At 65.7% G+C, this 13,838-nt stretch carries 18 protein-coding genes; 7 read left to right on the top strand and 11 right to left on the bottom strand.

The genetic code is table 11. The annotated features are described in order from the left end of the window. Window positions 1-10 precede the first annotated feature (10 nt). Window positions 11-1,267 (top strand): metallophosphoesterase, encoded by a 1,257-nt coding sequence (locus DBY63_RS22150; RefSeq protein WP_027599100.1) that lies wholly within the window; start codon window positions 11-13, stop codon window positions 1,265-1,267. Between the two features lie 4 nt (window positions 1,268-1,271). Here the strand turns inward: DBY63_RS22150 and DBY63_RS22145 are convergent, their stop codons facing one another. From DBY63_RS22145 to DBY63_RS22125, 5 genes are all read right to left on the bottom strand, one after another. Continuing rightward, the gene (locus DBY63_RS22145) at window positions 1,272-1,844 is read right to left on the bottom strand and encodes a HupE/UreJ family protein (RefSeq protein WP_007162628.1); all 573 of its coding nucleotides are present in this window, start codon (window positions 1,842-1,844) and stop codon (window positions 1,272-1,274) included. Between the two features lie 28 nt (window positions 1,845-1,872). Next, entirely contained in the window at window positions 1,873-2,487 is a 615-nt protein-coding gene (gene ureG, locus DBY63_RS22140) for an urease accessory protein UreG (RefSeq protein WP_007162627.1), read from the bottom strand. Window positions 2,488-2,498: 11 nt separating this feature from the next. Then, window positions 2,499-3,170, bottom strand: a complete 672-nt coding sequence (locus DBY63_RS22135) for an urease accessory UreF family protein (protein ID WP_108582845.1) — start codon at window positions 3,168-3,170, stop codon at window positions 2,499-2,501. Beyond that, window positions 3,167-3,667, bottom strand: coding sequence for an urease accessory protein UreE (ureE, locus tag DBY63_RS22130; protein WP_027599097.1), 501 nt, complete (start codon window positions 3,665-3,667; stop codon window positions 3,167-3,169). Before ureE ends, DBY63_RS22135 begins: the two co-directional genes overlap by 4 nt. Before the next feature lie 97 nt (window positions 3,668-3,764). Beyond that, on the bottom strand, window positions 3,765-4,457 hold the full coding sequence (locus DBY63_RS22125; protein ID WP_108582844.1) for a TetR family transcriptional regulator: 693 nt from the start codon (window positions 4,455-4,457) through the stop codon (window positions 3,765-3,767). Window positions 4,458-4,573: 116 nt separating this feature from the next. On the opposite strand from DBY63_RS22125, the gene pcaQ reads away from it, so the two are divergent. The 3 genes from pcaQ to pcaG all read left to right on the top strand — a co-directional run bounded on the left by pcaQ (window position 4,574) and on the right by pcaG (window position 6,945). Beyond that, window positions 4,574-5,497, top strand: a complete 924-nt coding sequence (pcaQ, locus tag DBY63_RS22120) for a pca operon transcription factor PcaQ (RefSeq protein ID WP_027599095.1) — start codon at window positions 4,574-4,576, stop codon at window positions 5,495-5,497. 100 nt (window positions 5,498-5,597) lie between these two features. Then, window positions 5,598-6,323 (top strand): protocatechuate 3,4-dioxygenase subunit beta, encoded by a 726-nt coding sequence (pcaH, locus tag DBY63_RS22115; RefSeq protein ID WP_108582843.1) that lies wholly within the window; start codon window positions 5,598-5,600, stop codon window positions 6,321-6,323. Between the two features lie 10 nt (window positions 6,324-6,333). Continuing rightward, entirely contained in the window at window positions 6,334-6,945 is a 612-nt protein-coding gene (gene pcaG, locus DBY63_RS22110) for a protocatechuate 3,4-dioxygenase subunit alpha (protein WP_108582842.1), read from the top strand. Between the two features lie 60 nt (window positions 6,946-7,005). On the opposite strand, the gene coq7 is transcribed toward pcaG, so the two are convergent. The 4 genes from coq7 to hemJ form a co-directional block, all read right to left on the bottom strand. Continuing rightward, window positions 7,006-7,653: a 2-polyprenyl-3-methyl-6-methoxy-1,4-benzoquinone monooxygenase gene (gene coq7 / locus DBY63_RS22105; protein ID WP_007162620.1), complete on the bottom strand. Its 648-nt coding sequence runs from the start codon at window positions 7,651-7,653 to the stop codon at window positions 7,006-7,008. Window positions 7,654-7,693: 40 nt separating this feature from the next. Continuing rightward, window positions 7,694-8,035 (bottom strand): histidine triad nucleotide-binding protein, encoded by a 342-nt coding sequence (locus DBY63_RS22100; RefSeq protein ID WP_108582841.1) that lies wholly within the window; start codon window positions 8,033-8,035, stop codon window positions 7,694-7,696. An 81-nt stretch (window positions 8,036-8,116) separates the two neighbouring features. Then, a complete protein-coding gene (locus tag DBY63_RS22095; RefSeq protein ID WP_007162618.1) occupies window positions 8,117-8,905 on the bottom strand; it encodes an SDR family oxidoreductase in 789 nt (262 codons plus the stop codon). A gap of 48 nt (window positions 8,906-8,953) precedes the next feature. Next, window positions 8,954-9,379, bottom strand: a complete 426-nt coding sequence (gene hemJ / locus DBY63_RS22090; protein ID WP_007162617.1) for a protoporphyrinogen oxidase HemJ — start codon at window positions 9,377-9,379, stop codon at window positions 8,954-8,956. 187 nt (window positions 9,380-9,566) lie between these two features. Between hemJ and erpA the strand changes: the two genes are divergently transcribed. Next, on the top strand, window positions 9,567-9,917 hold the full coding sequence (gene erpA, locus DBY63_RS22085; RefSeq protein WP_007162616.1) for an iron-sulfur cluster insertion protein ErpA: 351 nt from the start codon (window positions 9,567-9,569) through the stop codon (window positions 9,915-9,917). 18 nt (window positions 9,918-9,935) lie between these two features. Here the strand turns inward: erpA and DBY63_RS22080 are convergent, their stop codons facing one another. Together DBY63_RS22080 and DBY63_RS22075 are read right to left on the bottom strand one after the other, a co-directional pair. Then, window positions 9,936-11,021 carry an anhydro-N-acetylmuramic acid kinase gene (locus DBY63_RS22080; RefSeq protein WP_077173182.1) on the bottom strand — a complete coding sequence of 362 codons (1,086 nt, stop codon included), beginning with the start codon at window positions 11,019-11,021 and terminating at the stop codon, window positions 9,936-9,938. Window position 11,022: 1 nt separating this feature from the next. Next, window positions 11,023-12,366, bottom strand: coding sequence for a peptidoglycan DD-metalloendopeptidase family protein (locus tag DBY63_RS22075; protein ID WP_341461877.1), 1,344 nt, complete (start codon window positions 12,364-12,366; stop codon window positions 11,023-11,025). On the opposite strand from DBY63_RS22075, the gene DBY63_RS25325 reads away from it, so the two are divergent. Together DBY63_RS25325 and tyrS are read left to right on the top strand one after the other, a co-directional pair. Next, the gene (locus DBY63_RS25325) at window positions 12,262-12,480 is read left to right on the top strand and encodes a hypothetical protein (protein ID WP_223855403.1); all 219 of its coding nucleotides are present in this window, start codon (window positions 12,262-12,264) and stop codon (window positions 12,478-12,480) included. The two genes, DBY63_RS22075 and DBY63_RS25325, sit on opposite strands and share 105 nt — an antisense overlap. Before the next feature lie 146 nt (window positions 12,481-12,626). Further along, on the top strand, window positions 12,627-13,826 hold the full coding sequence (gene tyrS, locus DBY63_RS22070; RefSeq protein WP_077173184.1) for a tyrosine--tRNA ligase: 1,200 nt from the start codon (window positions 12,627-12,629) through the stop codon (window positions 13,824-13,826). Window positions 13,827-13,838 lie beyond the last annotated feature (12 nt).

Here is a 13,838-nt window from a genome sequence, read left to right as displayed (position 1 = left end):
GGCCGCTGTGATGACCGATTCGCCCGATTTCAAACGTCGCCGGCTGTGCCTGGCGCTGGCCGGTCTGCCGCTGCTGGCCGCCTGCAAGCCGACCCAGCGCTACGGCCTGCCGGAACACCGCGCCCACTGGTTCGAGCGGCATGCCTTCGCACCGCTGGCGCCGCTGCCGTCGCGCAGCAGCTTCGTGCTCGGCGTCCTCCCCGATACCCAGTACTACAGTGAGAACAACCACGAGATGCAACCCAACGGCCGGCGGGTGGAGCGCTATGGCCACCTGGGCTATCCGCCAGCGCTGGCCTTTCATGCCCAGACCCATTGGCTGGCGCACAACGCCGCGGCGCTGAACCTGCCCTTCGTGGTGCACCTGGGCGATCTGGTGGAAAACGCCGAGCAGCGCGGCGAGTGGGCCCTGGCCAGTCACGCCATGGCACGCCTTGAACAGGCCGGGGTGCCCTATAGCGTCATGACCGGCGACCATGATGTCGTCGAGCTCTACACCGAGGACCGCCTGCGTGACGGTCGCGAACTCTTCACCCAGTATTTCGGCCGTGAGCGGGCGGCGCGCCAGGCCACCTTCATCGAACGCGACGTCACCGGTCTCAACGAGGCCCATAGTTTCTCGGCGCTGGGGCAGGGCTTTCTGCTGCTGACCCTGGATTGGTGCCCCTCGGACCAGAGTCTGGACTGGGCCCAGGGCATGCTGGATCGCTATCCGCATCTGCCGACCATCCTGGCCTCGCACAACATCGTCGACCTGGTGAACGGCCAGCCGGTGCTTTCCACCCGGCGCAACGACACCGGGATACGGTTGTGGAATCGGCTGATCCGCCGCAACGACCAGATCTTCCTCACCCTCAACGGCCACAATCACGGCAGTGGGCACCTGCGGATGACCAATGACCTGGGCCATCCGGTGGATCTCCTGCTGATCAACTACCAGACCGAATACGCCGGCGGCAACGGCCTGCTGCGCCTATTGGAACTGGACCTGGCGCGGGGCCGACTGGAGGCCTTCACCTATTCGCCCTGGGTCGCCTATCGCCAGCAGAGTGGCGACCTGCCGGTGCGGCTGGGCAACGATCCGCGCGACACCTATACGGCCGAGGTGCTGGCACCCCTGGCGTCGCCGCAGTTCGACAACAGATTCGTGCTCGAGGTGGATTTCGCCACACGCTTCGCCGGCTTTGGCGGCTATACCGCGCAACTGCCGGCGGTGGCGGAAGAGGGTGTGCTGGCGCGACTGCGCCAGCAGCTGGGGATCGCCTGACGGATCAGGCGGCGAGCAGCCAGCCCCCGGCCACGGCCGTGGCGACGCCGGCGAGTCGCACCAGCGGCGTGGCCGCCTGGGGCAGGTAGCGCACCACGGCATAGCCCAGAGCATGCAGGGTGGCGGTGGCGGCGACGAAACCGGCGGCATAGGCCCAGGGATTGCCCATTTCCGGCAATTCCAGACCATGGGCCACGCCGTGGAACAGGGCGAAGGCGGCGGTCAGGCCGACGGCGGCGGCCACCGGCGGACGAGCGGCCAGGGCCACCAGCAGACCCAGGGCCAGCACCGAGGCAGCGATGCCGGTCTCCAGCAAGGGCAGCTCCAGCCCGGCGAAGCCCAGCAGGCCGCCGATCAGCATGGTGCCGACAAAGGTGCAGGGCAGCGCCAGGCGCGCCTTGCCCTGCTGCTGCGCGGCCCAGAGCCCCACGGCAAGCATGGCCAGCAGGTGGTCGAGACCGGTCAGGGGGTGCAGCACCCCGGCGGCCAGGCCGTTCTCGGCATGACCCGGATGGGCGAAGGCCAGGGCCGGGGCGAGCAGCAGGGCGGCGGTGGCGAGGATCTTGGCGTGTTTCATGGAGGCTCCTTGGGATGGTTTCCTGGACTCAGGCGGCGGTCAGCAGACCCTGCTTCTCGATGAAGGCGATGATCTCTTCCAGTCCCAGACCGGTCTTCTGGTTGCTGAAGACGAAGGGCTTGTCGCCGCGCATCTTGCGAGTGTCGCGATCCATCACCTCCAGGGAGGCACCGACCTGCTCGGCCAGGTCGATCTTGTTGATCACCAGCAGATCCGACTTGCAGATGCCGGGGCCACCCTTGCGCGGCAGCTTGTCACCGGCCGAGACGTCGATGACGTAAAGGGTCAGATCGGACAGCTCCGGGCTGAAGGTGGCGGACAGGTTGTCGCCGCCGGATTCCACCAGGATCAGGTCCAGGCCGGGAAAGCGGCGGTTGAGCTGGTCCACCGCTTCCAGGTTGATGGAGGCGTCTTCGCGGATGGCGGTGTGCGGACAGCCCCCGGTCTCCACACCAAGGATACGCTCGGGCGCCAGGGCCTCGTTGCGCACCAGGAAATCGGCGTCTTCGCGGGTGTAGATGTCGTTGGTCACCACCGCCAGGTTGTAGCGCTCGCGCAGGGCGCGGCAGAGGGCCAGGGTGAGGGCGGTCTTGCCGGAACCGACCGGTCCGCCGATACCGACGCGCAGGGGTTGAGTAGTCATCAGGGGATCTCCTAGGAACGGAACAGGCGGCTGTACTGCCGCTCATGGGCCATGCTGCTGAGGGCCAGGCCGAAGGGGGCGCCGCCCCAGTGCGCTTCGGGCAGGGCAGCGGCCTGCTCGGCCACGGCGGTCAGGGTCGGCAGCAGAAGGGAGGTGAGGCGCTGGGCCGCTTGCTGGCCCAGCGGCAGGGTTTTCATCAGCACCGCCAGCTGATTTTCCAGCCAGGTCCACAGCCAGGCTTCCAGCGCCGCTCGCGGTGCGATCGCCCAGGCGCGAGCGGCCAGCGCCCAACCGAGGGCGAAGGTCGGAGCCAGTTCGCCGAGCAGGCGGCGGCTACTGTCGTCCAACTCCGGCAGACCGAGCAGCAGTTGCGCCAGGGAATAGCCGGTCTGGCGACTTTCCAGCTGGAATTCCGCGGTTTCGCGACTGGCGCGATGGTGCTCGGCTAGTTCGCTCAGGCGCGTCCAGTCGCCCGCCGCGGCGGCTTGGCAATGGGCCAGCAGCAGCGGCGCTTCGAAGCGCGCCAGATTGAGTTCGAGATTGTCGCGCAGCCAGACCTCGGCCTCCGCCGCGCTGCGGATCAGGCCGCTGTCGATGGCCAGTTCCAGTCCCTGGGAATAGCTGTAGCCGCCAATCGGCAACTGGGGACTGGCCAGGCGCAGCAGCGCGAAGGGCGAATTCACGTGCGCACGCCGAAGTGGTGCAGTTTGGGGGCGTAGTTGAAGCCTTCCTCGCCATGGTGCGAGTGATGGTGACCGCCGCCGTAGGCACCGTGCTCGGGCTGGAAGCCGGCCTCGATCTCGCTGACCCGGGCGCCGAGCTGCTCCAGCATGGCCTTGAGCACATAGTCGTCCAGCAGCCGTAGCCAACCGTCGCCGATCTGCAGGGCGACGTGGCGATTGCCCAGGTGATAGGCGGCGCGGGTCAGTTCGAAGGCGCTGGCGCAGGTCACGTGCAGCAGCTTTTCCGGGCGGGCGACGACCCGCACGATGCGGCCATCGCGGGCTTCGAGGCAGTCGCCATCGGCCAGCGGCGGTTGGCCGCGTTCGAGAAACAGGCCGACGTCTTCGCCAGCGCTGGTGGTGGCTCTCAGGCGACTCTTGCTGCGGGCGTCGTAGGTGAGGTGGAGTTCGGCGTCCCAGGTATCCCGGGGCGCGCAGCGGCTTTGGACGACCAGCATGGCAGGACTCTTGGCAGTTTTGCCCAGCTCTACAGCAAGGTGCCTGCCAAGGCGCGCAAGTCGCCTGGTTCTGGGGCGCCATGAGTTGACCTGGTGTTCAGGTCGCTCTTATTTGGTGCGCCATTGCATCGGCTAGCAGAGCAACGCCCTCTTTTGGTGCGTTTGCGCGCTCGCCGCGCCGCCAATGCTTGCTGCCGATCAGAATCAGCTTGAGTTGCTGCACCATCTTCGCCGCCGGCCACAGCGGCGGCGGTGTGGTCAGGGGTGGCGGATCGATCAACTCCGGCAGGGTGGCGAACACCGTCTTCACCACCAGGTCGGCCAGCACATCGATCTGCGACGGATTCAGGTGCGGCAGCCGACCCAGGGCGAGCAGGTCACGGGCCAGGTCCTGGGTGATGCGCTGGCGCAACTCGGCGATGGCCTGGCGCACGGCCAGGGAGCCGCCGTATTGCTCGCGGGCGAGAAAGAGGAATTGATCACGGTTGTCGCTCACGGCGCCGAGAAAGATCTCCACCGAGGCCTCGATCATGCCGCGCTGCTGCAATTCGTGATGACGCACCTGGCGCAGGGCGTCGCGAAAGGTGTCGCCCACCTCGGCCACCAGCGCCAGGCCAAAGCTCTCCATGTCGGCGAAGTGGCGATAGAAACCCGCCGGCACGATCCCGGCCTGGCGACTCACCTCGCGCAGGCTCAGGCTGCCGAAGCCGCGGCCGCTGTTCATCAGCAGGCGTGCCGATTCCAGCAGCGCCTGGCGCGTTTGCAGCTTCTGCTGGGCACGGATCGACATGGAGAGATCTCGGAAGACAAGGCGGCACTGTAGCAAAGGATGCCCCTGCTGACTCCAAGGGTTTTCCGTGACCGCCGGGTGGTAGTCTCTGGCCCGTGCCTTGCCTTGAGAGCGTCATGAATCTCGACAACCGTATCAAGTTTCGCCACCTGCTGTGCTTTCTGGAGATCGCCCAGCAGCGCAGCTTCGCCAAGGCCGCCGATGCCATCGCCGTGTCCCAGCCGGCCATCTCCAAGACCATCCGCGAACTCGAGGAAATCCTCGAGGTGCGCCTGTTCGAGCGCGGCAAGGGCGAGGTGACCCTGACCGAGGCGGGCCTGCTGTTCCTGCGCCACGCCGGTCCCTGCGTCCAGGCCCTGCGCGAGGGCATGCAACTGGTGCGTGGTGGCGAGGCCGGCGGCCTGGTGCGGGTCGGGGTCCTGTCGACGGTCGAAAGCCAGGTGCTGCCCGAGGTCCTGATGCGCCTGCATGACCGTCATCGCCAGCTGATCGTCAACGTCGCCACCGGTCCCAGCGCCTATCTGCTCGGACAATTGCGCGTCGGCGACCTGGATCTGGTGGTCGGCCGCATGACCGACAGCCCGGACATCCATGGCCTCGACTTCGAACACCTCTATACCGAGGCCCTGACCCTGGTGGTGCGCCCGGGACATCCGTTGAGCCAGGCGCTGCCGGCGGACCTGGCGACCCTGGCGCGCTATCCCCTGGTGCTGCCCTTGCCCGGGACCACCATTCGCCGTCACGCCGAGAGTCTCTTCGTCCAGTGCGGCATTCCTCTCAGTCCCCAGCGGCTGGAAACCCTATCGCCGACCCTCAGCCGCCAGTACGTCCGCCAGAGCGAGGCCCTGTGGATTGCCCCGCTGGATGCGGTACGCCGCGACCTGGCCAGCGGCGAACTGGTGGAGGTGGAGCTTGGCGTGCGCGAAGCCGGGGGTTCGGTCGGCATCTGCCGCAATGGCAGCGTGCCCCTGTCGTTGGCAACCCAGAGATTCTGCGACGTCCTGCGCGAGGTGGCCGGCGAGTTGACACTTAACCATTAGGTTATGGGGAAGGGCGCAGCTTTCAATTCAGCCAGGCGGCGCCCTGGGCCACACTGGGATCAGCTAGCTCTTGGCCCCGATCCTTCCGTGGAGCATTCCAATGCATAACAAGCCCCACGACGTTCGCTACGTCGCCCGTGATCGCACCTGGCATCCCCAGGCCTATACGCCCGCCTACAAATCCTCGATTCCCCGCTCGCCGCGCCAGGCGCTGGTCAGCCTGCAGCACCAGACGGCTTCCGAGCGCAGTGGCTCGGACTTCTCGCGGCTGCCGCTGGGACCGCACGACAACGACCTGCTGCTCAACTTCGGCACCGGCCAGTTGCCCCAGGGCGAACGCATCATCCTGTTCGGCATCCTGCGTGATCAATTCGGCAAGCCGGTGCCCAATTCCCTGGTGGAGATCTGGCAGGCCAACGCCGGCGGTCGCTATCGGCACAAGAATGACGTCTACCTGGCACCGCTCGATCCCAACTTCGGCGGCGTCGGCCGCACCCGTACCGACAGCCAGGGCAACTATGTCTTCCGTACCGTCCGCCCGGGTCCCTATCCCTGGCGCAACGGCAGCAACGACTGGCGCCCGGCGCACATCCACGTCTCGGTCATGGGGCCGGCCATCGCCACCCGGCTGATCACCCAGCTCTATTTCGAGGGCGATCCGCTGATCCCGCTGTGCCCCATCGTCAAGTCCATCGCCGATCCCGATGCCGTCCAGACCTTGATCGCCCGCCTGGACATGAGCATGGCCAATCCCATGGACTGCCTGGCCTATCGCTTCGACATCGTCACCCGCGGCGCGCGGCAGACGTTCTTCGAACACCACTGAGGACGCCGACATGACCCCCAACAGCCACGCCCTGCTGCCGGAAACCCCCTCCCAGACCGCCGGTCCCTATGTGCACATCGGCCTGGCCCTGGCCGCCGCCGGCAACCCCACCCGCGAGGTCGAGATCTGGAACCAGCTGGCCAAGCCCGGCGCGCCGGGCGAGCACATCCTGCTCACCGGCCAGGTGTTCGACGGCAACGGCAACCTGGTGCGCGATTCCTTCCTGGAGTTCTGGCAGGCCGATCACCAGGGCCACTACGATCCGGTCTACGACGTGGAAAAGGCCTTCAACGGCTTCGGTCGCACCGCCACCACCTTCGATGCCGGCGACTGGACGCTGCACACCGTCAAGCCCGGCCAGGTCGCCGATCAGCGCGGCCAGCCCATGGCGCCGCACATCAACGTCAGCCTGTTCGCCCGCGGCATCAACATCCACCTGCAGACCCGCCTCTACTTCGACGATGAAGCCGAAGCCAACGCCCGCTGCCCGGTCTACAACCTGCCGGAGCCGGAGCGCCGGCCCACCCTGCTGGCGCGTCGCTGCGAGATCGATGGCCGCCTGGCCTATCGCTTCGACATCCATCTGCAGGGCCCGCAGGAAACGGTCTTCTTCGACATCTAGTCGTCCGAACAGCAAAAAGCCCTGCCAAGGCAGGGCTTTTTCGTGGGCGCCAACTGCAGGTCAGATACGGTAGGTGGTCTTGGTCATCACCTTGGACACCAGGCTCATGCCGTATTTGACCGGCGCGGGGAAGCGCCAGCCACCGGCCGCCAGGGCATGTTCGGCGTGCTGTTCTTCATCGCTGCGCATCTGTTCCAGCACCGCGCGGGACTTGGCGTCGGCCGCCGGCAGCTTGTCCAGGTGCTCGTCCAGATGGCGGCAGACCTGATCCTCGGTAGCGGCGACGAAGCCCAGGCTCAGGCGATCGCTGATCAGGCCGGCACCGGCGCCGATCCCGAAGGACAGGCCATAGAAGAGGGGATTGAGCAGGCTTGGACGCTCACCCAGGGCGCGGATGCGCTGCTCGCACCAGGCCAGGTGATCGATCTCTTCGTCGGCCGCCTTTTCCATTTCTTCGCGCACTTCCGGCAGTTTGGCGGTCAGCGCCTGACCCTGGTACAGCGCCTGGGCGCAGACCTCGCCGGTGTGGTTGATGCGCATGAGGCCGGCCGCGTGACGGCGTTCCTCGTCGCTCAGTTCGGCGTCCTTGAGCGGAATGGCCGGCGAGCTGCGGGTGGGAGCGCCACTGAAGGGCGTCAGGGTACGCAAGGCGGTATCCGCCTGGATAAGCAGTCGATCGAGGGGGGAGTAGAGGCGCTTGGATCTCAAGGTGATCTCCTTGGCGGGCGAAGGGAGGACAGAACGTGGCTCAGCCCGGAGGCCAGGTCATCTGCCGCTTGCCCAGCACATGCATATGGATGTGATAGACCGTCTGGCCACCCAGGGCGTTGCAATTCATCGCCACGCGGAAGCCTTCCTCGCAACCCTGTTCCTTCGCCAGGCGCTGGGCGGTGAAGAGGATATGGCCGGCGAGCTGCTTGTCATCGGCCTCGCTGAGGTCGTGCAGGGTCGCGATGTGCTTCTTGGGAATGACCAGGAAGTGCACGGGCGCCTGCGGGGCGATGTCATGGAAGGCCATGACCTGATCGTCCTCGTAGAGCACCTTGGCCGGAATGTCCCCGGCGACGATCTTGCAGAACAGACAATCCACGTCGATCTCCTGCTGGCTGAATAGACCCCGAGTGTACCAGCGGCTGCCGCCCGGGGTCAGGTGCCGCCGGCGGGATCACCCTTACGCGGGTTGAAAGAGTTTGCCGATCCGCACCGCGGCCGAACGCACCAGGGCGCGGGGGAAGAAGCGGGGCAGCAGACTGCCCAGGCGATTGCGCCAGCCCGGGACTATCACCGCCTGGCGTCTTTCCAGTCCGTGCACCGCGGCCAGGGCCACCTCTTCGGCGGACATCAGCAGCTTGCCCTGCTCCATGCGCCCGGTGTGCAGCCCGGCGTTCTTGAAGAAGGCGGTACGGGTCGGGCCGGGGCAGAGCACCGATACCGACACCCCCCGCTTCTTGAGTTCCTCGCGCAGGCCCTCGGAGAAGTGCAGCACATAGGCCTTGGTCGCCGCATAGCTGCTCATGTAGGGAATGGGCTGGAAGGCCGCGGTCGAGGCGACGTTGAGGATCTGGCCGCCCCCCTGGATCGCCATGTGCTGGCCCAGGGCATGGCACAGGCGGGTGAGCGCCAGGATGTTCAGCTCCAGCTGCTCCTGCACCCGCGGCCAGTCGGCGGCGAGAAAATCCCCGCCGCTGCCGATCCCGGCGCAATTGACCAGCAGGCCGATGGCTCTCTCGCTCTGCTCCAGTTCGTGCAGCAGACCGGTCAGGTGCAGCGGCTCCGCCAGATCGCAGACCCGGTACAGCACCTCCACGTCGAAGCGCTGGGCCAGTTCGGCGGCGATGCTCTCCAGCTTGTCCTTGCGCCGCGCCAGCAGGATCAGCGGCTGACCCCGCCGCGCCAGGGCCTCGGCCAGGGCCAGGCCGATCCCGCACGAGGCACCGGTTACCAGGGCATAACGCTGCATACTGCTTTCTCCAGGAAAACGCCGGTCGCCGGCGGATCTACCGCGCACCTAGTAGGGTTTGACCACCACCAGAATGACGATGGCGATAAGCACCAGAACCGGTACCTCGTTGAACCAGCGATAGAACACATGGCTGCGCTTGTTTTCGCCGCGCTCGAATCTCTTGCGCATGGCCCCGCAGACATGGTGATAGCCGATCAGCACCACCACCAGCGCCAGCTTGGTGTGCATCCAGCCCTGGGTCAGCCAGCTCGGGTTGATCACCAGCAGGCCGATGCCGAACACCAGCGTCAGGATCATCGCCGGCAGCATGATGCCGCGGTACAGCTTGCGCTCCATCAGGCAGAAGCGCTCATGGCTCACGGCGTCGCTGCTCTGGGCGTGATAGACGAACAGGCGCGGCAGATAGAACAGGCCGGCGAACCAGCAGACCAGGGCAATCAGGTGGAAGGCTTTCAACCAAAGATAGAGCATCGGGGCGTTCTCCTTATCAATCGGCGTCATCAGGCGGCGCGATATTAGAGTGGCGCTGCCGGCAAGTCATTCACTCCGGTCATCTCGGCCAGGCTCCCGTGGTCGTGCAATAGTTGACCCTTTTGCTCGGGCAAGCGGATAATTTCCTGACTGAATTGTGTTCGGCGCAAGCCGGGAGACTACGGCAATGACCATTGAAACCTTCACCCCGACCCCCCTGCAGTTCACCCTGGGCGCGGCCAGCAAGGTGAAGAACCTGATCGAGGAAGAGGGCAATCCCCGCCTGAAGCTGCGCGTCTTCGTCACGGGTGGCGGCTGCTCGGGCTTCCAGTACGGCTTCACCTTCGATGAAGATTCCGCCGACGACGACACCGTCATCGAGCGCGATGGCGTGCACCTGGTGGTGGATCCCATGAGCTTCCAGTACCTGGCCGGCGCCGAGGTGGATTACCAGGAAGGCCTGGAAGGTTCGCGCTTCGTCATCAAGAACCCCAACGCCGCCACCACCTGCGGCTGCGGTCAGTCCTTCTCCATCTGACCTTGCACAGCCTCTGGCCTAGTGCGGATAGAGCGCACCCAGGACGCGGAGGCCGCGGGCGCCGGTGACTTCCGGGCAGTTGCCGGGCAGGCGCTCGCAGAAGCGCTGGGCCAGCCAGGCAAAGGCCATGGCTTCCATCCAGTCCGGCGAGACGTCATAGGCTGCGGTGCTCTGCACCTTGGCCGGCGCCAGTAGCCGCGCCAGACGCGCCATCAGATCCCGGTTGTGCGCCCCCCCGCCACAGACCAGCACCTCGTCCACCACCTGGGCTGCCAGGATGCTGTCGGCGATGCTGCGGGCGCTCAATTCGGCCAGGGTGGCCTGAACATCGGCCGGAGCCAGCGCCTCATGCTGGGCGAGATGCGCTTGCAGCCAGGGCAGGTTGAAATGCTCGCGCCCGGTGCTCTTCGGTCCGCTTTTCACGAAGAAGGGATCGCTCAGCAGCCCCTGCAGCAGCGCCGGCACGACCTGTCCCTGCGCGGCCCAGGCGCCATCGGCGTCGAAGAGCCGCCCCTGGCTGTGGTGGATCCAGGCATCCAGCAGCACATTGCCCGGTCCGCAATCGAAGCCTCGTACCGGCAGACCCGGCGCCAGCAGGGTCACATTGCTGAAGCCGCCGATATTGAGCACCGCGCGCGGGCGGTCCAGGCCGAAGAGATCGGCATGGAAGGCCGGGACCAGGGGCGCGCCCTGGCCACCGGCGGCCAGGTCGCGGCGGCGAAAGTCGGCGATGACATCGATGCCGGTCAGTTCGGCCAGCAGGGCGGCATCGCCGATCTGCAGGGTGTAGCCCTGCGCCGGCAGATGGCGGATGGTCTGGCCATGGCTACCCACGGCGCGGATATCCGCGGCCGTCAGTCCCTGCTGCGCCAGCAGTTCGGCGATACCCTGGGCAGCCAGCCCGACCCAGGCCTGTTCGGCCCGGGCGATGCGCTCGATCTCGTTGTCGCCGGGCGCGCACAGCGCCAGCAGCTCGCGGCGGAGCGCGTCCGGCATGGGCACGCCCAGGGCAGCGACGAAACGGGTCCGCTCATCCTGCTCGATCAGGGCGATATCCAGTCCATCCAGACTGGTGCCTGACATCACCCCCAGGTAGCGCTCCATCTCAGCGCTTGTTCATCGCGAGCAGCGACGCCCGCTCCTGGTCCATGCGGGCCATGAGCGGCTGGCTCTGGGCCAGGAAGCGCGAGATCTCGTTCTTGGCGATGGGATCGGCCATCGGCAGTTTCACCCCGAGCGGATCGACGTGGTTGCCATTGATGCGGAATTCATAGTGCAGGTGCGGACCGGTCGCCAGGCCCGTCATGCCCACATAGCCGATCACCTGGCCCTGTTTCACCGAGGCGCCGGCCTGCATGCCCTTGGCGATCCGGCTCATGTGGCCATAGACGGTGGTGTAGGTCTTGCCGTGCTGGATCATCACCACGTTGCCGTAGCCATTCTCGCGACCGGACTTGGCGATCTTGCCGTCGCCGGTGGCATGGATCGGCGTACCGGTGGGCGCGGCATAGTCGACGCCCTTGTGCGCGCGCATCTTGTTCAGCACCGGGTGGAAACGGCCCATGGTGAAGCGCGAGCTGATCCGCGAGAACTCCACCGGGGTACGGATGAAGGCCTTGCGCATGCTGCCGCCTTCCGCCGTGTAGTAGTTGGTGGTGCCGTTCTTGGCGGTGTAGCGCACGGCCGTGTAGGCCTTGCCCTTGTTGACGAAGCGGGCGGCCAGGATGTTGCCGTAGCCGACGTGCTTGCCGTTGACCACCTTGTCCTCGTAGACCACTTCGAATTCGTCGCCTTCCTGGATGTCCAGCGCGAAGTCGATGTCGTAGCCGAAGATGGTGGCCAGCGCCATGGTCATGTCATGGGACAGTCCGGCCTTCTGCGCCGAGGCGAACAGCGAACTGCTGATCCGACCCTGGGCATAGGCCTTGCGGATGTCCGGGGTAACGGTCTTGTGCTCGACCTCATAGCCCTGGTCGGACTTGACCAGCGACAGAGTCTGCAGCGCGGTGAGCTTGGTGCGCACCGCCAGCAGGTCACCTGAGTGATCACGCTGGAACTCGATCTTCTGGCCCACCCGCAGGCGGGTCAGCTTCTTGGCTTCCTTGCTGCTGGCCAGCACCTCGTGCACCACGGCAGCGGCAAGGCCAGCCCGCTCGAACAGGGTCGAGAGGGTGTCGCCCTTGCGCACGGTTTCGGTCTTCCACTGCGGCTCGACGCTCTCGGTGGCGGCAACTTCCTCTTCGGCAGGCGCTTCCTCGGCGGTCTGAGCTTCCGTCTGCTCAGGGGCGACCTGGGCAAAGGGGGAGGGGGACTGGGTGTCCGCGGCTTGAGTATCTGCGAGCACTTGCTCCTTCAGGTCATCCTGACCCTGCACGACGCGCCGGGCGTCCTGTTCAACATCCAGATTGATGGAAGTGCGTTTCGCCTCGACCTGCTGAGAGGGAAACACGAGCAAGGCCAGACTCAAGAGTGCGGCCACCCCGCTGGCGGCCACGAGGTGGCTTTTGGGGTAGAACGGACTTTTGGGGATTGGCTTCGTCATTTAGCTAAAGTGATGATCTGACGTTAAAAGAAGTGAATAACTGCCTAAAATATAATCAAAATCTGGCTGTCACAACCCTTTGGGGTGGTGATCCGACGTGCCGGCTGGCGGCTACTAGGGGCATCTTGATAAGGTTCACGCTTTCGAAATTCAGAGGCGAAGCCCCCATGAAAACGGTCCAGGAGCAGCTGGCGGTCATCAAGCGTGGAGCAGATGAGCTGCTTGTCGAGTCAGAGCTTGTAACAAAACTGGAGCGTGGCACCCCGCTGCGCATCAAGGCAGGCTTCGATCCGACCGCTCCGGATCTGCACCTTGGCCACACCGTGCTGATCAACAAGCTGCGCCAGTTCCAGGAACTGGGCCACCAGGTCATCTTCCTGATCGGCGACTTCACCGGCATGATCGGCGACCCCAGTGGCAAGAGCGCCACCCGCCCGCCGCTGACCCGCGAGCAGGTGCTGGAGAATGCCGAGACCTACAAGGCCCAGGTGTTCAAGATCCTCGATCCGGCCCGTACCGAAGTGGCCTTCAATGCCACCTGGATGGATCAGCTGTCGCCGGCCGACTTCATTCGCCTCTCTTCCCAGTACACCGTGGCGCGCATGCTCGAGCGCGACGACTTCAGCAAGCGCTACGCCGGCAACCAGCCCATCGCCATCCACGAGTTCCTCTATCCCCTGGTCCAGGGCTATGACTCCGTCGCCCTGCGCGCCGATGTCGAGCTGGGCGGTACCGACCAGAAATTCAACCTGCTCATGGGCCGCGAACTCCAGCGCGCCTATGGCCAGGAAGCCCAGTGCATCCTCACCATGCCGCTGCTCGAAGGTCTGGACGGCGTGAAGAAGATGTCCAAGTCCCTGGGCAACTACGTCGGCATCCAGGAAGCGCCCGGCGTCATGTACAACAAGCTGGTGTCCATTCCCGACACCCTCATGTGGCGCTACTTCGAGCTGCTCAGCTTCCGCAGCCTGGAAGAGATCGCCCAGTTCCGCAGCGATGTTGCGCAGGGCGCCAATCCCCGCGACATCAAGATCAAGCTGGCCGAAGAGATCGTGGCCCGCTTCCACGGGGAAGAAGCCGCCCAGACCGCCCACCGATCCGCGGGCAACCGCATGAAGGATGGCGAGCTGCCGGAAGACCTGCCGGAAGTCGAGCTGGAAACCGATGCGGCGCTGCCGGTCGCTGCCGTCCTCAACAAGGCTGGACTGGTGAAGAACGCGGCAGCCGCTCGCGACCTGCTGGCGGCGGGTAGCGTCAAGGTGGATGGCGAGGTGGTCGATCGCGGCTTCCTGTTCGAGATCGGGCGTACCTATGTATGTCAGGCCGGCAAGAAGGCTTTCGCCCGCATCAGCGTCCGTCAGCAATAAATTTGAAATAAC

Source organism: Pseudomonas sp. RIT411 (genome assembly GCF_003057735.2).
Classification (GTDB): domain Bacteria; phylum Pseudomonadota; class Gammaproteobacteria; order Pseudomonadales; family Pseudomonadaceae; genus Chryseomonas; species Chryseomonas oryzihabitans.
The sequence above is the reverse complement of the archived record's forward strand: the minus strand, read 5'-3'. Positions and strand labels throughout refer to the sequence as shown.